The sequence below is a fragment of the uncultured Thiothrix sp. genome (assembly GCF_937873765.1).
GTDB lineage: Bacteria > Pseudomonadota > Gammaproteobacteria > Thiotrichales > Thiotrichaceae > Thiolinea.
The window spans coordinates 145,495-166,555 of record NZ_CALMZC010000015.1 but is presented as its reverse complement, the minus strand read 5'-3'; the positions used below and the strand labels follow the sequence as shown (position 1 = coordinate 166,555).

22 protein-coding genes are annotated in these 21,061 nt (G+C 45.1%); 10 read left to right on the top strand and 12 right to left on the bottom strand.

Annotation, left to right across the window (positions count from 1 at the left end; all coding sequences use genetic code 11):
* Positions 1 to 8: 8 nt before the first annotated feature.
* On the bottom strand, positions 9 to 2,549 hold the full coding sequence (gene mrcB / locus Q0307_RS05200; protein ID WP_298657579.1) for a penicillin-binding protein 1B: 2,541 nt from the start codon (positions 2,547 to 2,549) through the stop codon (positions 9 to 11).
* A 271-nt stretch (positions 2,550 to 2,820) separates the two neighbouring features.
* Between mrcB and Q0307_RS05195 the strand changes: the two genes are divergently transcribed.
* Positions 2,821 to 3,423, top strand: a complete 603-nt coding sequence (locus tag Q0307_RS05195; RefSeq protein WP_298657575.1) for a DedA family protein — start codon at positions 2,821 to 2,823, stop codon at positions 3,421 to 3,423.
* Positions 3,424 to 3,478: 55 nt separating this feature from the next.
* Here the strand turns inward: Q0307_RS05195 and arsB are convergent, their stop codons facing one another.
* From arsB to Q0307_RS05175, 4 genes are all read right to left on the bottom strand, one after another.
* A complete protein-coding gene (arsB, locus tag Q0307_RS05190) occupies positions 3,479 to 4,549 on the bottom strand; it encodes an ACR3 family arsenite efflux transporter (protein ID WP_298657572.1) in 1,071 nt (356 codons plus the stop codon).
* The gene (locus Q0307_RS05185) at positions 4,550 to 4,960 is read right to left on the bottom strand and encodes an arsenate reductase ArsC (protein ID WP_298657570.1); all 411 of its coding nucleotides are present in this window, start codon (positions 4,958 to 4,960) and stop codon (positions 4,550 to 4,552) included.
* A gap of 97 nt (positions 4,961 to 5,057) precedes the next feature.
* Positions 5,058 to 5,414, bottom strand: coding sequence for a metalloregulator ArsR/SmtB family transcription factor (locus Q0307_RS05180; RefSeq protein WP_298657567.1), 357 nt, complete (start codon positions 5,412 to 5,414; stop codon positions 5,058 to 5,060).
* 16 nt (positions 5,415 to 5,430) lie between these two features.
* Positions 5,431 to 6,012: a glutathione peroxidase gene (locus Q0307_RS05175; RefSeq protein WP_298657564.1), complete on the bottom strand. Its 582-nt coding sequence runs from the start codon at positions 6,010 to 6,012 to the stop codon at positions 5,431 to 5,433.
* A 114-nt stretch (positions 6,013 to 6,126) separates the two neighbouring features.
* On the opposite strand from Q0307_RS05175, the gene fsa reads away from it, so the two are divergent.
* Positions 6,127 to 6,783 carry a fructose-6-phosphate aldolase gene (fsa, locus tag Q0307_RS05170; protein WP_298657561.1) on the top strand — a complete coding sequence of 219 codons (657 nt, stop codon included), beginning with the start codon at positions 6,127 to 6,129 and terminating at the stop codon, positions 6,781 to 6,783.
* 1 nt (position 6,784) lies between these two features.
* On the opposite strand, the gene Q0307_RS05165 is transcribed toward fsa, so the two are convergent.
* Both Q0307_RS05165 and Q0307_RS05160 read right to left on the bottom strand, forming a co-directional pair.
* The gene (locus Q0307_RS05165; RefSeq protein ID WP_298657558.1) at positions 6,785 to 7,258 is read right to left on the bottom strand and encodes an NYN domain-containing protein; all 474 of its coding nucleotides are present in this window, start codon (positions 7,256 to 7,258) and stop codon (positions 6,785 to 6,787) included.
* Positions 7,259 to 7,347: 89 nt separating this feature from the next.
* On the bottom strand, positions 7,348 to 7,731 hold the full coding sequence (locus Q0307_RS05160) for a hypothetical protein (RefSeq protein ID WP_298657555.1): 384 nt from the start codon (positions 7,729 to 7,731) through the stop codon (positions 7,348 to 7,350).
* Between the two features lie 158 nt (positions 7,732 to 7,889).
* On the opposite strand from Q0307_RS05160, the gene yaaA reads away from it, so the two are divergent.
* From yaaA to Q0307_RS05135, 5 genes are read left to right on the top strand one after another with little or no spacing between them, the layout of a single operon-like run.
* A complete protein-coding gene (gene yaaA, locus Q0307_RS05155) occupies positions 7,890 to 8,315 on the top strand; it encodes a peroxide stress protein YaaA (protein WP_298657839.1) in 426 nt (141 codons plus the stop codon).
* 36 nt (positions 8,316 to 8,351) lie between these two features.
* A complete protein-coding gene (locus tag Q0307_RS05150) occupies positions 8,352 to 8,945 on the top strand; it encodes a HupE/UreJ family protein (protein WP_298657552.1) in 594 nt (197 codons plus the stop codon).
* Positions 8,942 to 9,472 (top strand): HupE/UreJ family protein, encoded by a 531-nt coding sequence (locus tag Q0307_RS05145; RefSeq protein ID WP_298657549.1) that lies wholly within the window; start codon positions 8,942 to 8,944, stop codon positions 9,470 to 9,472. The genes Q0307_RS05150 and Q0307_RS05145 overlap by 4 nt, the downstream gene beginning before the upstream one ends.
* Positions 9,473 to 9,496: 24 nt before the next feature.
* Positions 9,497 to 10,117, top strand: coding sequence for a DUF1007 family protein (locus Q0307_RS05140; protein ID WP_298657546.1), 621 nt, complete (start codon positions 9,497 to 9,499; stop codon positions 10,115 to 10,117).
* Positions 10,118 to 10,165: 48 nt separating this feature from the next.
* The gene (locus Q0307_RS05135; RefSeq protein WP_298657544.1) at positions 10,166 to 10,783 is read left to right on the top strand and encodes a DUF1007 family protein; all 618 of its coding nucleotides are present in this window, start codon (positions 10,166 to 10,168) and stop codon (positions 10,781 to 10,783) included.
* Between the two features lie 53 nt (positions 10,784 to 10,836).
* Here the strand turns inward: Q0307_RS05135 and Q0307_RS05130 are convergent, their stop codons facing one another.
* A complete protein-coding gene (locus Q0307_RS05130) occupies positions 10,837 to 11,343 on the bottom strand; it encodes a hypothetical protein (protein WP_298657541.1) in 507 nt (168 codons plus the stop codon).
* Positions 11,344 to 11,744: 401 nt separating this feature from the next.
* On the opposite strand from Q0307_RS05130, the gene Q0307_RS05125 reads away from it, so the two are divergent.
* Positions 11,745 to 12,020 (top strand): hypothetical protein, encoded by a 276-nt coding sequence (locus Q0307_RS05125; RefSeq protein ID WP_298657538.1) that lies wholly within the window; start codon positions 11,745 to 11,747, stop codon positions 12,018 to 12,020.
* Here the strand turns inward: Q0307_RS05125 and Q0307_RS05120 are convergent.
* The 3 genes from Q0307_RS05120 to uvrA form a co-directional block, all read right to left on the bottom strand.
* Complete coding sequence (locus Q0307_RS05120) at positions 12,017 to 12,658, bottom strand: hypothetical protein (RefSeq protein ID WP_298657535.1); 642 nt, start codon at positions 12,656 to 12,658, stop codon at positions 12,017 to 12,019. The two genes, Q0307_RS05125 and Q0307_RS05120, sit on opposite strands and share 4 nt — an antisense overlap.
* Positions 12,659 to 12,738: 80 nt before the next feature.
* Positions 12,739 to 13,863 carry a right-handed parallel beta-helix repeat-containing protein gene (locus Q0307_RS05115; protein WP_298657532.1) on the bottom strand — a complete coding sequence of 375 codons (1,125 nt, stop codon included), beginning with the start codon at positions 13,861 to 13,863 and terminating at the stop codon, positions 12,739 to 12,741.
* A gap of 42 nt (positions 13,864 to 13,905) precedes the next feature.
* Positions 13,906 to 16,728 carry an excinuclease ABC subunit UvrA gene (gene uvrA / locus Q0307_RS05110; RefSeq protein ID WP_298657529.1) on the bottom strand — a complete coding sequence of 941 codons (2,823 nt, stop codon included), beginning with the start codon at positions 16,726 to 16,728 and terminating at the stop codon, positions 13,906 to 13,908.
* A gap of 345 nt (positions 16,729 to 17,073) precedes the next feature.
* Here uvrA and Q0307_RS05105 point away from each other — a divergent pair, with 345 nt between their 5' ends.
* Positions 17,074 to 17,274 (top strand): hypothetical protein, encoded by a 201-nt coding sequence (locus Q0307_RS05105; protein WP_298657526.1) that lies wholly within the window; start codon positions 17,074 to 17,076, stop codon positions 17,272 to 17,274.
* A gap of 147 nt (positions 17,275 to 17,421) precedes the next feature.
* Complete coding sequence (locus Q0307_RS05100) at positions 17,422 to 20,118, top strand: response regulator (protein ID WP_298657524.1); 2,697 nt, start codon at positions 17,422 to 17,424, stop codon at positions 20,116 to 20,118.
* On the opposite strand, the gene Q0307_RS05095 is transcribed toward Q0307_RS05100, so the two are convergent.
* Positions 20,115 to 20,840, bottom strand: coding sequence for a response regulator transcription factor (locus tag Q0307_RS05095; protein WP_298657521.1), 726 nt, complete (start codon positions 20,838 to 20,840; stop codon positions 20,115 to 20,117). The genes Q0307_RS05100 and Q0307_RS05095 overlap by 4 nt on opposite strands.
* Positions 20,841 to 21,061 lie beyond the last annotated feature (221 nt).

The following is a 21,061-nucleotide window of genomic DNA, read 5'->3' as shown; positions in this document are numbered from 1 at the left end:
TGACATTTTTACTGATTCCCAGGTTTATTCATTAGATCATCCACCCAATTACCACTACTGGGTGCAGCAGGCGCAGGACGTGGTGCTGGCCGCGGAGCTGCTTGAGGGGGAGGCGCTGCAGACCTAGCTGGAGCGGGTGCAGTGGCTGCAGGTCTGGTTTGTGTAGGAGCTGCGGGCACACCTGTTTCAGAAGCCGGTGCTTCTAATTGTGGCTCAGCACAATAGCTAATCTTCTGCGGTTGTGTACCACGAATAAAAGGTATTTTTACCGACTTGCCACAAGCTGGATTAAATAATAGACCAGTTGCGGCATCGACATCGACCCAGATCAAGCGTGCAGACTGACCGACTTTCAGCGGTTGTGAAGGCATGACTTTCATCATATCTGCCCAGACCTTCAAAGCCCCCGTACCGCCGGTCATATTGGTGGGCTTACTATCATCGCGTCCTACCCAAACGGTCATCACATGCTGGCCTGAAAAACCAGCAAACCAGCTATCTTTCTTATCATTGGTTGTTCCAGTTTTTCCAGCCACATCCTTCCAACCGGGCAGCACACCTTGTAAAGCTTTTGCAGTGCCATTGGTAGTGACTTGATGTAAACCAAAATTCAGCATTTCTACTGACTCAGGACGTGCCACTTGCTGAACTGTTAGTGGATAGCGTGTCAAAGTTTTGCCATTCGAGACATTCATCACACTCCGAATTGACTTCAATGGGGAGTAAGAGCCATTTGCTGCCAACGTTTGATACATCTGTTGTACTTCAAAGGGTGATAATTCTAAAGCACCTAACAAAATAGCAGGGTAAGCTGGAATTTCTCGCTTAATGCCTAAATCACCTAAAGTTTTAATGACCTTATCTAAGCCAACCTCCACACCGACTCTTACAGCGGGGGTGTTACGTGACATCATTAAGGCATATAGAATCGTCATAGTACCCGTAAAGCGCTGGTCATAGTTACCAGGTTGCCAATACTTATTGCGTCCAATTTTTACCGTCACTGGCCCATCACTAACCCGCTCACCTAGCGAGCCATATTTGCCCTTGTTCTCAAAAGCCGCTAGATAAATAGCTGGCTTGACCAAAGAACCGATCTGTCGCTGCGCAATAAGAGCATGGTTATAACCCGGATAGCGCACATCTAGGCCACCGACCAAAGCGATGACTTCACCGCCTTGCACGGTGCTAATGATCATCGAGCCACTCAGCTTATTTTTCGGAATCCGATTGGCACGCTCTAATTGTTGGACACGTTTAATCACAATTTGCTCAGCCGTGAGCTGCACAATCGGATCCATTGAAGTAAAAATCAGTAAACCTTCTGAGCGCAAATCTTCTTCGCGATAATCACGCTGTAGTTGGGTACGGACTAAATCCAAATAGGCAGGGAAGGGACTAGCACCCGAAGGACGATGTTCACTTACACCCAAAGGCCGCTTACGGGCTTCTGCACCCTCAGCCGCAGTGAGTACCCCTTCTTGCTCCATGACTGTCAGAACTATATTACGCCGCTCTAAAGCACGATCTGGGAAACGGCGTGGATCGTAAAAAGCAGCCCCTTTTGCCAAGCCAATCAAGAGAGCAATCTGGTCGGATTTCAGCTCACGAATCGGACGATTAAAATAGAACTGTGCAGCTAAGCCAAAACCATGAATCGCACGTGAGCCATCTTGCCCCAAATAAATTTCATTTAAATAAGCCTCGAGAATCTCTTGTTTGTTGTAATGCAACTCTAACAACAAAGCCATCAATGCTTCTTTGAGCTTGCGCTCCCAACTACGCTCATTAGTCAGATAGAAGTTTTTTACCAACTGTTGAGTGATGGTGCTACCACCTTGTACCGTTTGCCCAGCTTTGAGATTAGTCACCATGGCGCGCGCAATCGCCATCGGGTTCACGCCCTGATGCTCGTAGAATTTTTTATCTTCGACGGCTAGTAGGCCATTAATTAACAGCGGGGAAACATCCTTGATACGCACTAAGACCCGGTCTTCATTCTGGCTAGGGTAGAAATTGCCAATGAGTACGGGTTCTACCCGCATTACGGGGAGTGCTTCTTTGTTAGCTAAGGCCAGCGAAGTGACTTTACCACGCGCTAGGCTCACTTTAATACTACGCGGTGGCTCCATATCTTCAGCGAACTGGAAGCCACGAGTCACAATCTGGAATTCATCACCTTTGCGGTAATATTGCCCCGTCTCAGTGGGGGTTTTATCCACCTTTACATAACTCAGTAGTTTCAACTCTTGCTCAAGGTGATCTGCATAGAGTTGTTGCCCATTAAATAATTCTAGAGGCCGCGCAAATACGCGTGCTGGTAAAGCCCAGCGTCGCCCTTCAAATTGCTTACGCACAATCTCGTCAAGTTGCATCGAATACACAACTAGCGCTAATACCCCTAAAACCAAACCGACAATAAGAACAATGCGGAAAACCCGCCCAAAGAGAGCCATAAAAAATCCGATTCCTTTCAAGGGCGAGAGCCACCAAGCAGTCCGTGATGTTTTTACCACTGCGGGCGGATTCTGATTGGATTCCTGAGTCAAGGTGCTATCCTGCTTAATGTGCAACTATGCCAAATTTGACCCGCCTCATGCGAGCTTAGTTTACCCAGCCTAAGTGCAGGCGGAAACAACGGGGCATTTTACACAATAAGCTTGCAGGAAACATTAACCTCCTGTGCAAGTTTAATGGATAAACGCTGAAATACTGCTGCTTTGCAACAAAATTTAGCCATTGCATTGATCAAAGTTTCTAGACATTTGTGTGCTGATAGTTTCTAGTAAGCGCCATTTTTTATCAGAATGAGTGCTTAGCATGCTGCACGATTTAGTTAGTTGGTTACTCGAAACCGTGGGTGCTTGGGGTTATACCGGAATCTTCATCTTGATGGCAATGGAGTCTACCGTATTGCCTGTACCTAGCGAACTTGTCTTAATTCCTGCTGGTTACTTAGCCCATCAAGGGGAAATGAACTTTGCTCTCATTCTACTTGTTTCCACACTAGGCAGTTTAGCAGGCGCTGCGTTTAACTATGTCCTAGCCCTCTGGTTAGGTAGACCTTTCTTGGAGAAATACGGGAAATACTTTTTCGTGCGCCCTGAGCTGTTGCGCAAAACGGATGAGTTTTTCCTTAAACATGGCGCGATTTCAACCTTCACGGGGCGCTTAGTGCTAGGCATTCGCCATCTTATTTCGATTCCAGCGGGTTTAACACGGATGAGTTTTGGTAAATTTAGTTTTTATACTTGCTTGGGTGCAGCAGTTTGGTCGTTAGTACTGATCTTAATGGGCTATTTCATTGGCGGGAATGAGCAGTTAATTAAAGACAATGTGCCGTTCATGACTGCAGCAATTTTAGGCTCAATCGCAGCTATATTGGCTATTTACTATTTTTGGCAAAAGCGGCAAAAGGCTTAAAATCTCTCAACTAGTAAACAAAAGGCTGGCCTTCGCTTGCCAGCCATCTAAACGTTTACCCTTGTAAACCCTGCTCATACCAAGTCTTCGTCCGATTGACTATAGCTACCACTGAGAGCATGACTGGAACTTCTACTAAAACACCAACTACAGTTGCCAAAGCTGCTCCGGAATTAAAACCAAACAAAGCAATCGCTGTAGCTACTGCTAACTCAAAGAAATTACTTGCGCCAATCAAAGCCGAAGGTGCGGCCACACAATGCTCAACTTTTAACCATCTATTTAAACTATAAGCTAGTAAAGCGTTGAAATAAACTTGGATCAAAATAGGAACCGCGAGCAGCAGAATAATTAAAGGTTGAGCGAGTACCTGTTGACCTTGAAAACCAAACAATAGTACTAGAGTCGCGAGTAAAGCACTTAGAGACCAAGGCTGGAGCTTTTTTAACACAGTGTTTAGTTTCTGAGTTTTTAGTAAATAGCGTCTTAGTATTTGGCTAATAACGATCGGCAAGATGATATAAATTACCACAGATAAGAGCAGCGTCTCCCAAGGTACGCTGATCGCTGATAGACCTAGTAAGAAACCAACTAAAGGTGCAAAAGCAAACAGCATAATCGCATCATTCAAAGCAACTTGCGATAATGTGAAATGTGGTTCTCCCTCTGATAGGTTACTCCAGACAAATACCATCGCAGTACACGGTGCAGCGGCGAGTAGAATTAAACCCGCAATATAGCTATCTAATTGCTCGACAGGCAGCCATTCTGCAAATAACACCCGAATAAATAACCAAGCTAATAGCGCCATTGAAAAAGGTTTCACTAACCAGTTAATGAATAAGGTCACCCCAATTCCTTTCCAGTGCTGCCCTACTTGTTTTAAAGCATGAAAATCAATTTTTAGCAGCATTGGAATAATCATGAGCCAAATCAAAATCGCTACAGGCAAATTGACTTGCGCAATTTCAAGCTTGCCAATATTTTGAAATAGACTAGGAAATAACGCGCCTAAGCCAATCCCAGCTACAATGCATAACAGCACCCAAATGCTTAAATAACGTTCAAAAAGCCCCATTATTTGCTTTGTCTGTTGCTTGACCACCACCTCAACTTGTGCAGACATTTATGCCTCCAGCTTCAAAGCGCTACGTACAGCGGGCACTAAGCAAGCACGAATTTCATCCCGCACTCGAATAAAGCTATCTAATGATTCACCGTGCGGATCATGAAAAGGTAAATGGAGTTTAGGCACAGAGCGGGGAAACACGGGGCAAGTTTCTTGTGCGTTGTCACACACCGTAATAACTAAATCGATAGGTGTTTCTAGGAAAACATCAACATTTTTTGGATATAAACCAGCAGTCTCCAAACCAGCTAATCGCAGAGCCGCAATGGCCCCCTCTGCGACTTTGGATTGTATTTGAGTCCCTGCAGAAATAGCTTTAACTTGTCCTGCTAGATCATGATTCAACAAGACCTCTGCCATTTGCGAACGGCAAGAATTGCCAGTACATAAAATCAATACAGTAAACACCTACTATCTCCTAACACTTTAGATAGTAGTATTATATTCGATTTTTCATATATCTGAAATTTCAGATATAAATAATCACAAAAGATTCATCTAAGAACTAAGTTTTGTCACATACAGAATCACTCAAAGCGAGTTGCTTTAGACGCTGGCTATCTTCTTGATAAGGCGACTCATCCTGACTAGCAATTTGAACTTGTGTCAGGATAAGTTTAGCCCAAGATTGCAAGTTATCATGCAAACGATAATGTACCCACAGCCCTAGTTTACGGTCTTGCAGCAAACCAGCTTCACGTAAGATGGCTAAATGGCGGGAGATTTTAGGCTGGGCAAGTTCTAGGGCATCGGTTAATTCACAAACACAGAGCTGCGGATTTTGTACCAATAGATTCAAAATCCGTAAGCGCGTCTGATCTGCCAAGGCTTTAGCAAAAACCTCTATGGTTAAACCGCTCATAAGGCTATGAACGGCTTCAACTGTGATTAGGCAAATTAGCTTCGATCAGCTTGATCAGTTCAGCATCCTGTGGCTTGACAAAACTGGAGAAACTGCCAATTAACTCACCTTTAGGATTCAATAAGTATTTGTGAAAATTCCACTTCGGATATTCGCCGGCCATTTCACCGAGCATTTGGTAAATCGGTGAAGCTGCGTCTTTAGAGGCATGCGTTTTTTCAAACATAGGGAATTGCACATCGTAAGTGAGTTTGCAGAAGTCCTTAACCTCTTGCTCACTACCGGGGTCTTGCCCACCAAAATCATTAGAAGGAAAGCCCAAAACGACCAGACCTTGGTCTTTATAATCCTTATAAAGCTGCTCCAAACCTTCAAACTGTGGGGTGAAACCACATTTGCTAGCGGTGTTAACGATTAACACTACTTTATCTTTATAAGCTTCACACAGATTAATTTGCTCTTGGCTATTCAGTGCCCGCAGGGTGAAGTTTAAGGGAGCGGGACAACCATTCGTGGTTATGGGGCCTTTAATCGGTTCTGCCATCACTTGAGTCGAGGCTAAAAAACTTAAGGCTAAACCAAAAAACTGTTTCAACATAGTGTTCAGTCTCCAAGTATGCGTATTAATCAACTACAGTTCACAATTCTTCGCCCGCTTGGGCGCATATTTCTTTATACTCTGTCAGCAAAACGATGATATGAGGAGTTAAATATGAAATTTTTTATTGATACAGGCGATATTAACGAAATTCGCGAGCTTTGTGCTACCGGCATGGTAGATGGAGTCACCACTAATCCTTCGTTAGTCGCAAGCTCTGGCCGCGATTTTATTTCTTTAATTCGCGAAATTACCGAAATCACGACTGGCCCTGTCAGTGCGGAGGTTTTAGCCACTGACACTGCGACCATGCTCAAAGAAGCAGAAGTTTTGAGCAAAATCGCCAGCAATGTCTGCATTAAGTTGCCCTTGACGATGGATGGGCTGCGAGCGTGTAAAGAACTGTCTAGCCAAGGCATTAAAACCAATGTGACACTCTGCTTTAGCCCTCTACAAGCCTTATTAGCGGCCAAAGCTGGAGCCACCTATGTTTCACCCTTCATTGGGCGTTTGGATGATATTGGCGAACTTGGCTCTGATTTAATTCGCAATATTATCATGGTTTATGACAACTACCCCGAATTAAACACTGAGGTTTTAGCTGCCTCCATCCGTGGCCCACAGCATGTGCTAGAAGCGGCCTATGCAGGTGCACATGTAGCAACCATCCCACCGAAGATCCTCAAGCAAATGTACAACCATCCACTCACGGATAAAGGTTTAGCGGTCTTTATGGCAGATTGGGCGAAAACAGGGCAAAAGCTGCTGTAATCTATAAAAGTAGATCTTCTTTAATCGGTATATAGCGAGTTGCACTATTGATTAAAGCATTAGAAGTCAACACTGGTACACCATAGACTTCGGTTTCTACTGCATAACGCTGCTGCACACGCTGCAGCAGCAAATCAAAATCTCCATCACCAGAAGCCAACAAAATCACCTCCGTATGTGCAGCAGCTTCCATCACATCTAAGGTAATACCCACATCCCAGTCACCCTTAGAGGAACCATCACGGCGTTGAATATAGGGTTTGAGTTTGACTTGAAAACCGATCCCTCGAAGAATATTCTGAAACTGTTGCTGCTTTTGATCACCTCGATCAATGGCATAGGCGTATGCACTCACGACTATTCGATCCTGAGTAGCTTGTTGCCAAAATCGGTTATAGTCAAAGTTCCGATTATAGACATGCCGAGTGGTGTAATAGATATTTTGTACATCTACAAAAAGGCTTACTTTTTTCATGTAGTTATCTTACAACACAGTAGTGAATTTGCATGCCTTAAATCTTGAGTTTACGAAGCGTTTACTAAACCTTTGATGCCTAAAAAGTTTCATGCTGCTGGTTTACAACGGTTGACTTGAGCATCAGGTAGCTTTCTCAACACCCCAAAACCCTGAGCCTGAGCTTTTTCTAAATGTTTCCGCTGAATCGTAAAGATATTGATACGTCCATCCGGCGCACCACAGACCATTGGATAAACTAAACCATCCACGCCACAGTGTCCGATTAAGACTTTCACACCCAAGTTAATTAATTGTCGACGCATCTGGGCTAGAGATTCACCACCGCCCTGACATTGCAATGACCCTTGATATTTATAAATCTTTATTAAATTAACAGGTGCTGGCGCAGGCTTAGCGACCACTGAAATAGGTAAAACCAAACAGCTCAGACTCATTAGCCAAGCTGCGGATGCGGATCTTAATTTGAACATGGCACTTTCCTCCTAAATTAATCTAATTTTTATTGAACCTTAATTATTAACAGTAAGCTACCAAAGTAGACCCGTTTGCTGCACAACTAAGTTTGCTATACTCGCGCTCGCTTACCGCTTAGTAATTTTAAATAGCTTTAGCTGAGACTGCTATCTTGATGATTCTACTATCACCTGCAAAGAAACTGGATTATGTATCCCCTTTCACTAGCATAAATCATACGCAAGCACGCTGCCTAGAAGACTCGCAGATTTTAGTCGAACAATTAAAAACTTATCCGCCCCAGCAACTGGCAGAACTCATGCACCTCAGTGATGAACTCGCACAGCTCAACTTCGAGCGTTATGCACAATGGCAACTACCTTGTCAGTTAGACAACGCGAAACCAGCAATGTTTGCTTTTGCTGGTAAAGTGATAAGTTGCTTCGCTAAGCGTGCTCGTGGCTTAATGGCGCGCTTTGCTCTTCAACAGAAGATTACTCAATTGGAGCAAATTTTAGAGTTCACTGTGCACGCTTATGCCTATAATCCAAGCTTGACTCAGCATCCAAATCGACCCGTATTTACCCGTAAGACCTTTTAAATCTTCACTTTAACTTAGTTTCACAGGAGTACAGCTATGCACAACCGTTATAAAAAACTAGGATGGATTATTGCTCTCTTTGTCTTTATGCAATCAGCGGCTTGGGCTCATACCGGTGCGGGTGCGATAGGCGGTTTTATGAGCGGCTTTACCCATCCTTTATATGGCTGGGATCATGTGGCTGCGATGGTAGCGGTCGGTATTTTAGGAGCCTTTTTGGGTCGTCCGGCGATTTGGCTGTTACCAGTGGTGTTTCCTGTGGTAATGGCTTTCGGCGGTGTCTTAGGGATTTTAGGTATATCTTTACCTGGTATTGAACCTGGCATTGCTATCTCTTCCATTGTTTTGGGTAGCTTGATTGTTTTAGCAGTACACCCACCTTTATGGGTAGCAGCGGTCTTAGTTGCTGGCTTTGCAATCTTCCACGGCTATGCCCATGGTGCTGAGCTGCCAAATGCAGCCAATCCTTTGGCTTATTCAGCGGGCTTTGTGATTTGCACTGGTCTCTTACACTTACTTGGTATTGCTATTGGTGAATTAATTCGTTGGCCTTGGGGCAAAACAGTCGCACGCACAGTCGGTGGTGTTATTGCTTTAGCTGGGTTTGGTTTCCTCACGGGCGTATTGTGAGTCATTTTTTCTGGCAAGGTTGTCTCCATCCTTTGCTTGTGCCAGCCCATCTACTGGTGCTGTTGGCCTTAGGTTTATTATTGGGTCAACAAACACCCAGCACGATTCGCACTAGCCTAGTGGTCTATGTGGCGGGTCTAGGCAGTGCTTTATTCTTAACTCGTGTCTTGCCACGCATGGAGCAAAGTGAGCTGAGCTTATTAATCTTAGCTTTGAGCTTAGGCTTGTTAGTTATTCTAAAGCTGAGAATCAATCTTGCTTTAATCGTCACTTTGAGTATTAGTGCGAGCCTTTTGATTGGCTTGGACTCTAGAGTCTCAGCTCTCCCCGGCTTGGATGCTAGTAAAATTTACCTGCAATTATTGGGTATAGCTTTCAGTGCTTCACTGCTTTTAAGCCTTCTGGCACTGATTAGCTTTTATCTTAATAAACTCTTGGCTGGGATTGCGGTCAGAATTATTGGTGCATGGGTGACGGCTGGCTCACTAATGGTCTTAGCTTTACTCCTGCATGAACTAATAAGCTAAGTAACTCATCAAAGGAAATTTTACGTGTTGCAAGCATCTAAACTGCGTCTCCCCATCGTTCAGCACCTTATGCTTAGCTTACTACTAGTGGGTTTGATACCAACCACGCAGGCTGATGGTTATCACTATCAAATCAAAACAAGTGCTAAATTTTTAGCAAATACAGCTAGTGAACTCACTGCGATCCAACTAGCTTGGACTTATGCACCGAATGAAGGCCAGCAGTTACTAGCCGATAAAGATTTATCAGCCACTCATAGAGACGCAAGCCTTAAAACCTTGGGTCAAGCCATGCTGGATGATCTTTTTGAGTCCGGGTATTACACTCAGTTAGCCATTGATGGTCAGCCAGTGTTACTGAATAAAGTACAAACTTATAGGGTGAGTACTGATGATGATCTAAGCCTTACCTTAGACTTCACTTTACCTTTAAAAACGGCCACTAAACTTTCTGCTAAGCAAGTTAGTTTAAGACTCGTTGACCCTGATGGAGTCGCTACAGTGGTGTTCAATAAGCAGCCTGAATTGAGTTTAGATGAAGTACTCGCTAAAACTTGTACCGTGCCCAACCTTAGTGAAGAAACCCTAAAATTACCTAATGGTCACGAACCCAATGTGCCTACTATTCAATTCAGTTGCCAATAAGATAATAAGGCAGCTCGAGCTACTTTTAGTTTATATAAGGAATTCAACGTGAGACTTTTTGCCAAATTAATGCGCCCCTTCTTGGGGGTCGCTGCAAGTGTTACACTGATGAGCGTGACTACGCCTCTTTCAGCCGATGGCTTTCACTATCAAATTCAAGCCGCAACTAAATTAGTGGGTGATCCTGCCAGTCAGCTTCAGGCAATTGATATGGTTTGGACTTATGACCCTGAATTGGCAGCCATTTTATTAGAAGATGAAGACTTATCTGCAGCTAACAAGGCGGCTACGCTCAAGCAACGTGCTAGCGATATTTTGGTTGATCTGTTTAAACTAGGTTATTTCAGTCAACTAACTGTTGATGGTCAAGCGCTCAGCTTTAATGAAGTTCAAGACTACAGCATGGTGCTTAATCCTGATCAAAGTATGAGTCTAAGCTTTCAAGTGCCGTTGAAAGCACCTATTGCAGTAGCAGGAAAAAAAATCAGTCTGAGTTTGGCCGATCCAGATGGTGTAGCAACTGTTTTTTATAAAAATGCACAAGATGCAAGCTTAGATGAAGCTCTCTCTAAAATTTGCTCTACACCCAGTTTGAGCAAAGTCACCAATGACATGCCAAATGATCACAAAATAGACGTGCCGACTGCACAAACTGAATGCAAATAAACCTGAAAAGTAGTGCTTAGCCTCTAAGCACTACTGACTAAAACTACTAAAGTTTAATGTCGATCACTGCTCCAGCCACCATAATGAGGACGACGGCGATCCCCACGGCGCTCATTATCATTGCGTTCGCGCCAAATATCGCGGCTAGCTTGATTCAAACGTGCCACTAGATCCTTGCGCTCATCTAAAGTAAGGCAACCATCTCTGCGCATGCGTTCCTCTATGGATTCAATATGATCCTGTTGCGCTAATAAGGACTCCATTTCAGGGCGCGTCAAATCACCATCTTGGCGGCCTGCATAAATTTGGCTGGATTGCTCAGCTTGCAGTTGATCCACTTGATACCCCGGTACGCAACGGGGAGGAGGCTCATAATAGCGAGGTGGAGGTGCATAACGAGGCGGTATAGGTGGCACGACATGAATACTAAAATGCCCGCCCGAATGCCGATGTTCAGGCTGCCAATCATTATTTTCATAAAGATAATTTTCGGCACTTGCTAAGCTGCTCAAGCATAAAGTTGCTACAGCTAGACTCAGGGATAAAGTTTTCTTAAACATACTCCACTCCTTCTTCAGTCGCATAAGACTGTATGAGTTATTTTCCTTGGGGTTAGGCAGTTAAACCAGATTGCAGGTATCGAACAGGGATCACACAAACCCTTTATTCAGTTGCTGAATCTAGTATGAAAATCATGCGGCTGTTATGCCATAACACGCTTTGCTCTATTTAATAAACCTTCTATTCCTGCCAATTGGCATTTCATAACAGCTTGAAATTTTAGCTGAATACTGGACTAGCTTAATTTTTAAATACAACTATTAACTCATTGTTTATATTAAATATTATTAGTTGTTACGGTATAACAAGGCCAAGTTATCGAATAATCCCAATCATCCTGTTAGGCTTAGGACTTGAAAAAATCAGCTAAGTTAATTAGGGCAATGAATGGAGAGCAATAATGAAAACACTAAGCTATAGCCTGCTAATTCCACTAGTATTCAGCATGCAAGCCAACGCTTATGCATTAAGCTGTGAAGTTGATTTTCGGGCTAAGCGTGACGTACAAGAAACGCATTGGTTTGGCAATATCGAACGCCCCGAATTTAGATCGGGTACAGTAGCAGGGATGGGGGAGAACTCGCGCGATTGCGAGCGAGATGCGCTAGCACCGATTATTGCAGAAGGTTGGCAAATCACTTTTCAGCGGACACGGATGATGCAAGCAGAAGGTTAATGAGACTCCAGCTCATCCTCCAACACATGGATATGGGCAGCCTCCATATCCAACCAATAGCCCTTGCCACGCCGATTCTGAATGAAACTTTTTTCTAATAAACGCGCCCCTAACTCTTCCCGCAAGCGCTTAATCAACTGCGTACCATTGTCACCGGGTAAATCCGCAGGATGTAAAGGTAAATCCGCTTGACGCTTGGTCACTAATTCACGCAGCGTCTGCATTTGCGCACGATTCAGCTCCAACTCCATCTGATTTAAGCGTAAGCGATTGCCGCTTAAAAACTCCAGACGCTCTATCACTAGCCCCTGCTCACGCCACAAAGCCAAGCGGCGCTTATCCCGACTCCAACTATACATTTGGACACCAAACAACACTAAGGTAAGTACTAAAGCGGCGATTAATACACCAATCAAAGTCGTCATAAACTCGAAGGTGAGAGCGACTAAGCGCACATATTCCTCGAAGCTTTGCTCTTCAGTAATGGCACTACCCGCTGGATAAAGGGGTGCGGCGGAAAAGTTCAGCAGAGAAAAGATCGCTACGCCCACTAAAGCGATAATGGATACGAGCAAAACCAAGGCAATCACTAAAGAGAAATAAGAGTGCCCGAAGAATTTGCTGAACTGGTTTTTCATAGCTGCCCTGTGATTGATCTGGCCGTGCTAAACTTGGATTAGTATCTAAGCAATAGGTTCCTTGGCCGGCTCAGTAGCTCTTAAGGGTTTACTTTATTATTCACCAAAGGGTCACCCTTTAAACGCCTTACTACGCTATCCACTTCCACGGGCTGAACATTGTTGGTGAGGGTATTATTATCAGTACGCACTTGAATAGAACCATTGCCACGATTGGCTTCTACTCGATTGTAACCCGAGTTATCCCAATAATATTTAAAGGTCAGAAAACTAGCATAAACGGGTTTGGCACAATCCCAATCCTCTAAATTCCAATCCACACGTTTGCCAATTTCTATCGCCCCCCCCGCTCCATTATTTTCAATCAAATTATTGCGGATTAGATTACGCTCTGCCTCAAAAATACGGGGCACATAACTAGGATCAGTACTGACTTTTTCCCCACAATTAGCATAAAGATGCACCCCACCACGTGCATTGCCTGTTAAGGTATTGCGATTGATGCGATTATCATAACTACCATCCACCGCAATCGCCTCACGCAGGCCTCGCCCTTGTTTAGGTTTGCCTTGAGGGTCAAGAAATCCGCTATTCATAATCACATTATTCGCAATAATATTTCCAAAAGAACCCGTATCTAAATAAACAGCAGGCCCTTGAGCCGCAGTGATCCGGCTTTTTCTTAAAGTGACTTTGCTATTGCCCACCCAAACATAGACCGCAGTGCCTTTAGGGTTCAGAAAATTCATATCCTCAATCAACACACCACTCGTCGCCGTGCTCTGAATGTAGGGATAATAGCCTTGTGGATTACTTCGTAAGCCTTGTAAATCCTTAGTCGTTAGCGCGCGATGCACATATAAAGCCGTACCATAGCCTCTAATCGTGCCATTTTTAGCTACCACATTACGAGTTGGATTCTGTGGATTAGTAGTGGTGAACATGATCGCGGCTGAAAAACCGGAACTCGCTAAAGTAGACCCGTTCAGGTCTAAACTGACATTTTGTACATTCTCAAAGACAAAACGTGTGTCGGTGAGCGTACAACCAGCAGGTAAAGTCAAATTGGTTTTTACTTGTACTAATTGGCCGTTTAAGTTAGCACAACTCAGCTCTGCCTTAGTGTTCTTAGCAAACGAGGGCTGAGATAGTAAACCGACACTCAATAAAAGAATCACTAAGACTTTATTCAACATAGCAGCCATTCATTTAAAACCTATGTCATTTAACTGACTTTAACTAAAACCCTACAACATCCGCTGCAAAAACTCTCCCGTAAACGAGCCTTTAGTTTTTGCGACTTGTTCGGGTGTGCCTACTGCAATAATTTTCCCGCCACGGCTACCCCCTTCGGGGCCTAGATCTACCACCCAATCAGCCGTCTTAATCACATCCAGATTATGCTCAATCACTACTACGGTATTGCCACCATCCCGCAAGCGATGCAGCACTTTTAAGAGTTGATCGACATCGTGGAAATGTAAACCTGTCGTTGGTTCATCCAAAATATAAATCGTTTTTCCCGTTTCACGTTTAGAGAGTTCTTTAGCTAACTTAACACGCTGCGCTTCCCCACCAGAGAGCGTGGTCGCATTTTGCCCGAGCGTGACATAAGACAAGCCCACATCTATTAAAGTTTTCAGCTTGGTATAAATTGATGGTACTGCAGCGAAAAACTCGCAAGCATCTTCCACCGTCATATTCAAGACTTCACTGATATTCTTGCCCTTATAGCGCACATCTAAAGTTTCACGGTTATAACGTTTGCCATGACACACTTCGCAAGTGACATACACATCCGGCAAGAAATGCATTTCGACTTTAATCACTCCATCACCCGCACAGGCTTCGCAACGTCCACCTTTGACATTAAAAGAAAATCGCCCCGGTTGATAACCACGGGAGCGAGCTTCTTGAGTCGCGGCGAAAATATCCCGAATCGCCGTGAATACACCCGTATAAGTGGCGGGATTAGAACGGGGCGTGCGCCCAATCGGGCTTTGGTCAATATCAATAATCTTGTCGATTTGCTCGACACCTTCTACGCTTTTAACTGGCGCTACCTCTACACTACTATCGTGTAAATGCCGGGCTAAATAAGGATACAGGGTGCGATTAATCAGCGTTGACTTTCCCGAACCTGAAACCCCGGTAATGCAGGTTAATAAACCTAAGGGAATTTCTAAATTGACATTTTGTAGATTATTTCCAGTAGCGCCCACCAGTTTAATCAAACGCTCTGGATTAACGGGCGTTCGCTGTTTAGGAATTTCAATTCGCCGTTGACCACATAAGAACTGCCCTGTCACCGATTCAGGGGCTTCAGCGACTTCTAAAGGTTTACCCTGTGCAATAATTTGCCCACCGTGTACACCCGCACCGGGGCCAATATCCAGCACAAAATCCGCGCTACGAATTGCATCTTCATCATGCTCAACCACAATCACCGTGTTACCTAAATCGCGCAAACGAAATAAAGTACGCAAGAGACGATCATTATCCCGCTGATGCAAACCAATCGAAGGCTCATCTAGCACATACATGACTCCGACTAAACCCGCTCCAATTTGCGAGGCTAGGCGAATGCGTTGGGCTTCCCCACCAGATAAAGTTTCTGCACTACGACTTAAGCTTAAATAATCCAAGCCAACATTTACCAAGAACTCTAAACGCAAACAGATTTCACGAATGATCTTTTCAGCGATTTTGCCTTGCGTACCGGGTAGGATTAAATCACGAAAAAATGCATGCGCTTCGCCAATCGGTAATAAACTTAAACTGGGTAAATTCTTTGCCGCCACTAATACATTACGCGCCTGTTCATTTAGACGCGTGCCTTGACAATCAGGACAAGGGCGGCTGGATAAATACTTAGCTAACTCTTCGCGCACCATATTGGAATCAGTATCTCGATAGCGGCGCTCTAAATTATTAATCACCCCTTCAAATTCATGGCTACGCTGATACACCTGCCCTTTTTGCCCCACATAAGTGAACTCAACTTTATCTTGACCACTACCATATAAAATAATTTTGCGTGTGGTTGCATTTAAATCACTCCAAGGTGCATGTACATCGAAACCATAATAATCCGCTAGCGAAGTCATCATCTGGAAATAATAGGCATTACGTTGATCCCAACCGCGTACCGCACCCTCAGCGACACTTAATTTTTCATTTTGAATCACCCGCTCTGGATCAAAATATTGTTTTACCCCCAAACCATCACAGGTCGAGCAAGCCCCTTGTGGTGCATTAAAAGAAAAAAGTCGAGGTTCTAATTCCGGCAGTGACCAACCACAATGCGGGCAGGCGTAATTTGCAGAAAAGGTAAATTCTTGCCCTGTATCTGCTTCCATCGGCGCAATCACTGCTAAACCTTCGGAAAGTTTCAGCGCCGTTTCAAAAGACTCGGCTAAACGTAGTTGTAAATCCTCGCGTACTTTAAAGCGATCCACCACCACTTCTATGGTGTGCTTTTTACGTAGTTCTAATTGGGGTACATCGTCTAAATCATAAACCTGTCCATCAACGCGCACCCGCAAAAAGCCTTGTAAGCGCAAGGACTCAAATAACTGCACATGCTCGCCTTTACGTTCGCGCACGACTGGCGCTAAGAGCATTAAGCGGGCTTCCGCAGGCATGGCTAGCACTTGATCCACCATTTGACTTACGGTCTGCACTTGTAAATCGACATGATGAGTCGGACAACGCGGTATACCGGCACGTGCAAACAGCAAACGCAAATAATCATGAATTTCGGTAATCGTACCGACGGTTGAGCGTGGATTATGTGAGGTGGTTTTCTGCTCAATCGAAATCGCGGGGGATAAACCTTCAATATGATCCAGATCGGGCTTATCCATCATCGATAAGAACTGGCGCGCATAAGCGGATAGGGACTCCACATAGCGGCGCTGGCCTTCAGCAAAAATCGTATCAAAGGCTAACGATGACTTACCCGAACCGGATAAGCCCGTAATCACTATTAGCTTATCGCGCGGCAAATCAACATCGATATTTTTCAGGTTATGAGTACGCGCTCCACGCACGCGGATGAACTTGTCCATGAGGTATGCAAGCCTAAAACCAAACAAAAAACGAATCTTAACAGGTTTAGCAAGCGGCTGGCATTAGCTATTTAAAACCTCCGGTTTTCTGCCATGAATCAGTTGGTGAAGCACGACTGGATTGAATTGCGCCCAAAGTAACATGGGGCATTGGTGAACAGACTCAACCCGAATGAATCATCGCCCAAAGTCTTGTTAGCCATGGTTTCAGGGCTAACACCCACGGTTTATCTCGCCTTTTTCCCGCTCTTGTTGACAGTTCGTTGACATTCACCTCGCTATAGTGGGTTCCAAGCAGTTACTGCGATGGACAGACAAGATCGACTAGCGAGGGAGATACTGAACATGATGAACATGAAAAAAATGCGTGGAGTCATTGACCCCATTACCTTGGGTTTTATTATTGCGGCGGGTATTACCTTATTTGGGATACAAGCTAGCAACACAACACCCCAAACTGCTCAAAATCAAGTGCAATCGGCGGCTATGCATCAGCAACCCCAAGTTACCCATACCCAAGCTATTTTAAAGAAAGCGGGTCAGTGATTCATCCTTAACAATGTGACCCAGTGGCCGCAGAGCATTGAGACAACTGCTGGGTCACTCTCCTGTTAACCAGCAGAGCCAGAATAGGCCGTACCGTGAACAAAGCGTAAACTATCGTCTAAGACAGGAACCCACGGAACAAGGCAAATGACTCATCCCATTACTCGGCAACTTGTCGTTCTATTGCTATATCTGCTACTGTCGATGGTGTGCGGGCAAGCCCTTGCCTTGGAAGTCACCGATGATTTTTTGCAGGCGTATAGTATTGGCTTATCCAAGGAAACACTCCGCCTGAATGACCCCGATAACCGCTTGAGTCCTGAAACGGTGGTTAGGCGTATGGATCAAGCAGACTTTCAATCCGACCCACTGCTTGCAGCAGGCAAGCAATATTGGTTTTACATCCCGCTGATCAACCGTAGCACCACCGCGCAGTGGGCTATCCGCTCTGATCACACATTGTACAGCGAACTAGATTTTTATTTGCATTGCCAAGGTCAGTCTTTGCAAGCTATCCCACGCCCTACCCTCGGATTGGACAGCCCGACGCTGGCAAGCGCCTATTTTATTCCCATCAACTTGCCCCCAAATACTCGTTGTGGCTTCTTGCAACGGGGGCGTACCTCCATGTTCGATGGCATCAGAATCAGTCTAGTGCCTCATGCCAAGATGGTATGGGAATCTAACCTAAAAACCACCCTAGCCCTCCTTGGAATGGGTGCTGTTATCGGCCTGATTTTATACAACTTGCTGTTGTATCTACCGCTACGTGACAGCATGTACCTGATTTATATCGGGTATGCCGTGATGCACTTAATCGTTGCAATAGGATTCCACTTTAACCCTGAACCGTTGGGCAACCTGCTGGGCAATGCCCGCCAGACCCTATGGGGCATTGGTGCCCTTACCGCAATTTTTTTTATATTATTCGCGCTACGTTTCATGCAGCCGGGTATCAGCTCTTTACATCAGTCCTCTACAAAAAAACCTCTGTTCATCCTAGTAAAAGCTATCATTTCACTCAACTGGCTGGCTATCGTGTTTATGCTAGGGATATTGCTAACCGCCAGCTTTTACCCTGCTAGCCAAGCAAAAGTCGCCGGAATTTATCCCTTCATTTATCTAGGCTGTATCCTACTGATCCCCCTACTATCCCTAGTAGTAGCTCTTAGTGGCTACAAACCCGCTTGGATATTCTTGGCGGCGTGGACGGCATTGATTATTGGCCATATCTTGTTCATTTTGGATGGCCAAGTCATCATGAATCTGCATGGGTTAGGAATGACCTACGCTCTACTGGCGGCGGCTCTAGAAATGGTGCTGCTCTCTATTGCTTTAGGCATCGCTATCAAAGACACACAAGCAGCCAGAGATAGCGCTCAGCTAGCGAGTGAGAGTGCCGAACTACGTATGGAGCAACAGGAGAAATTTATCTCTACCCTCAGCCATGAAATCCGCACCCCGCTACATGCCATGCTCGGCTCAACCACCCTATTAGGGCGTACTGCCCTATCCGATAAACAAAAAGATTACTGGAGCACCACCCATTATGCAGCCGAGTCCATGTATGCGCTGGTGGATAATTTACTAGATCGCACTCAAGCTAAACAGGCAGAGATCACCGATAACAATACCACCTTTAACCCACAGTTTCTGCTGGAAGCCATGATCAACCTGTTACGCAACCGCGCTGAAGAAAAACAATTGACCCTCCATCTGCATACTCGTGAACTCCCCAAGTATTTGATGGGCAAACCCATTGTCTTGCGGCGGATGTTGATTAACCTGATCAGCAATGCCATCAAATATACCGACAGCGGCATGATTGAGGTCTCAGCACGTTGGCTGGCTAACCGCCATGAACTGCATATTACAGTGGAGGATACCGGACGAGGCATGTCGCCCGCACAATTGGCGCAGGTCAAGGCACGTTTTAACCTTGGTGTGGAATCCTTGTATAGCCAAGATGCTAGCTCCGGGCTGGGTTTACCCATTTGCTTTGAAATGATTAAAGCAGCAGGCGGACATTTGTCGCTGGATAGCCAGCTTGAACAAGGCACTCAAGCCCACTTTTACCTGAAAATGAACCTACCCACGACCACCGACCCAGAACTAGCGACCCCAAACAGGGAAAACAGCAAACCGCTCAAGGTATTGGTCGTCGATGATATTCCCAGTAACCGGATGATTACCTATGAATTGCTGGCCGCTGTAGGGCATACCGTTACCCAAGCTAAAGACGCGAGACAAGCGCTCAAGCTCTTACAGAAGCAAACCTTCAATACCGTGATCAGTGATGTGCGAATGCCAGGAATGAATGGCTTTGCTTTACTGGCCGCGCTGCGCCAACGATATAACCCATCTGAGCTGCGGGTTGTGATGACTTCCGCTCATTTCGATACACAACAGCGTAATCACCTGCTTTCAATGGGCGCTGATGCCTGTTTGGCGAAGCCCTATACCCCTACCGAATTGCTAGCTTCCTTGCAAAAGTCTGCACCAGACAACCAAAGCAATACTTTAGAAGATAACACATTCAGCCATCTCAAAGAGCGCTTAGGCGATGAGAAAGTCGCGCAAGTGTTGGGACTCTATCAAGCACAATTACAGGAAGATATTGCACGCATTCAACAAGCCGCTAAGGAGCAGGACATAAACAAGCTACGTGTGGCGGCTCACCGTATTGTCAGTGCTAGCCACGCACTAGGTTTGCACCGTAACGCAGATGCTGCTTTGCAACTCGAAACGTTTCAGGAACATGCACCTGTGCCTGAGTGGAGCAGCTTTCAAGTCCTGATTACTCGACAACTTGCCGTTTTAACTGTCCAGCATCAAAAGCTTTAGCCATTACACCTTGGCAGGTCATCTTGTAAGCGATACCCTTGTCCCCGTACCGAAATGATTGAAAGGGTACAACCCAGTTGGCGTAACTTGAGACGAATACGACTGATCAGGGTGTCAATACTACGGTCGTTACTGAAACTGATTTCAGAACGGCTAATGCATTGGAGTAACAGCTTACGACTACAGACCTGCGGCTGATGTTGAACTAATAGGGTCAACATACGTTGCTCTGCTTCGGTCAAAGCACAATGATTCTCCTCATCGACCCTCACTAGCAACCCCTCATCCAGTACTAATAGGCAGTTACCCACCATCAAGTCTTGTTGCTCGGTGATCCCATGTTGATGGCTAACCCGCAAGGCCAACGATCTCACCTTGAATACCAGCTCATCGGTTAGTACCGGTTTACTAATAAAGTCATCAGCTCCCTCACGTAAACCGTACAGCCGCTGCTGAGGATTGGCACGCGATGAAATCATAATAACCCCCACATCGGACTGTTCACGTACATAGGTCAAAGCATCCAAACCATTCACTTGGGGAAGAACCATATCGAGGATAATCACATCAATCCGCTGTTTTTCCAGTAACACAAACAGCTCTTCAGCACTTCCGCATTCAAACACCTCCATCTGATGCTCACGCAGAGCTGAACCAATTAAAAAACGAGTAATAGCATCATCGTCAACGACAGCTATTTTTTCAATTGGCATATTTTGCATCGAGTGAGTCTTAGTATCGGACGATAATAGAGGTTTACCGGCATTATTACAGACTCATACAAGCTCTACCAGCACCGCTCATCTACCCTTTTCAACTCACCCACCTATTATCTGTCTAGCCTCACCTTTAAACAGACTGATTTGTCTCAACTAGAAAAACCCTGCATATACTAGGCCAAAGTTCAAATTCGCTAATTCCTAGCAACATATCCAAACCAAGG

Bases quoted from the DNA above. Each gene is read 5' to 3' on its own strand.
- Q0307_RS05130 (WP_298657541.1), bottom strand. From the start codon at position 11,343: ATGTTTAAGAAAACTTTATCCCTGAGTCTAGCTGTAGCAACTTTATGC.
- arsB (WP_298657572.1), bottom strand. From the start codon at position 4,549: ATGTCTGCACAAGTTGAGGTGGTGGTCAAGCAACAGACAAAGCAAATA.
- Q0307_RS05115 (WP_298657532.1), bottom strand. From the start codon at position 13,863: ATGGCTGCTATGTTGAATAAAGTCTTAGTGATTCTTTTATTGAGTGTC.
- Q0307_RS05100 (WP_298657524.1), top strand. From the start codon at position 17,422: ATGACTCATCCCATTACTCGGCAACTTGTCGTTCTATTGCTATATCTG.
- Q0307_RS05095 (WP_298657521.1), bottom strand. From the start codon at position 20,840: ATGCAAAATATGCCAATTGAAAAAATAGCTGTCGTTGACGATGATGCT.
- Q0307_RS05160 (WP_298657555.1), bottom strand. From the start codon at position 7,731: ATGTTCAAATTAAGATCCGCATCCGCAGCTTGGCTAATGAGTCTGAGC.
- Q0307_RS05165 (WP_298657558.1), bottom strand. From the start codon at position 7,258: ATGAAAAAAGTAAGCCTTTTTGTAGATGTACAAAATATCTATTACACC.
- Q0307_RS05175 (WP_298657564.1), bottom strand. From the start codon at position 6,012: ATGTTGAAACAGTTTTTTGGTTTAGCCTTAAGTTTTTTAGCCTCGACT.
- fsa (WP_298657561.1), top strand. From the start codon at position 6,127: ATGAAATTTTTTATTGATACAGGCGATATTAACGAAATTCGCGAGCTT.
- Q0307_RS05180 (WP_298657567.1), bottom strand. From the start codon at position 5,414: ATGAGCGGTTTAACCATAGAGGTTTTTGCTAAAGCCTTGGCAGATCAG.
- Q0307_RS05150 (WP_298657552.1), top strand. From the start codon at position 8,352: ATGCACAACCGTTATAAAAAACTAGGATGGATTATTGCTCTCTTTGTC.
- yaaA (WP_298657839.1), top strand. From the start codon at position 7,890: ATGATTCTACTATCACCTGCAAAGAAACTGGATTATGTATCCCCTTTC.
- Q0307_RS05120 (WP_298657535.1), bottom strand. From the start codon at position 12,658: ATGAAAAACCAGTTCAGCAAATTCTTCGGGCACTCTTATTTCTCTTTA.
- Q0307_RS05125 (WP_298657538.1), top strand. From the start codon at position 11,745: ATGAAAACACTAAGCTATAGCCTGCTAATTCCACTAGTATTCAGCATG.
- uvrA (WP_298657529.1), bottom strand. From the start codon at position 16,728: ATGGACAAGTTCATCCGCGTGCGTGGAGCGCGTACTCATAACCTGAAA.
- Q0307_RS05105 (WP_298657526.1), top strand. From the start codon at position 17,074: ATGATGAACATGAAAAAAATGCGTGGAGTCATTGACCCCATTACCTTG.
- Q0307_RS05195 (WP_298657575.1), top strand. From the start codon at position 2,821: ATGCTGCACGATTTAGTTAGTTGGTTACTCGAAACCGTGGGTGCTTGG.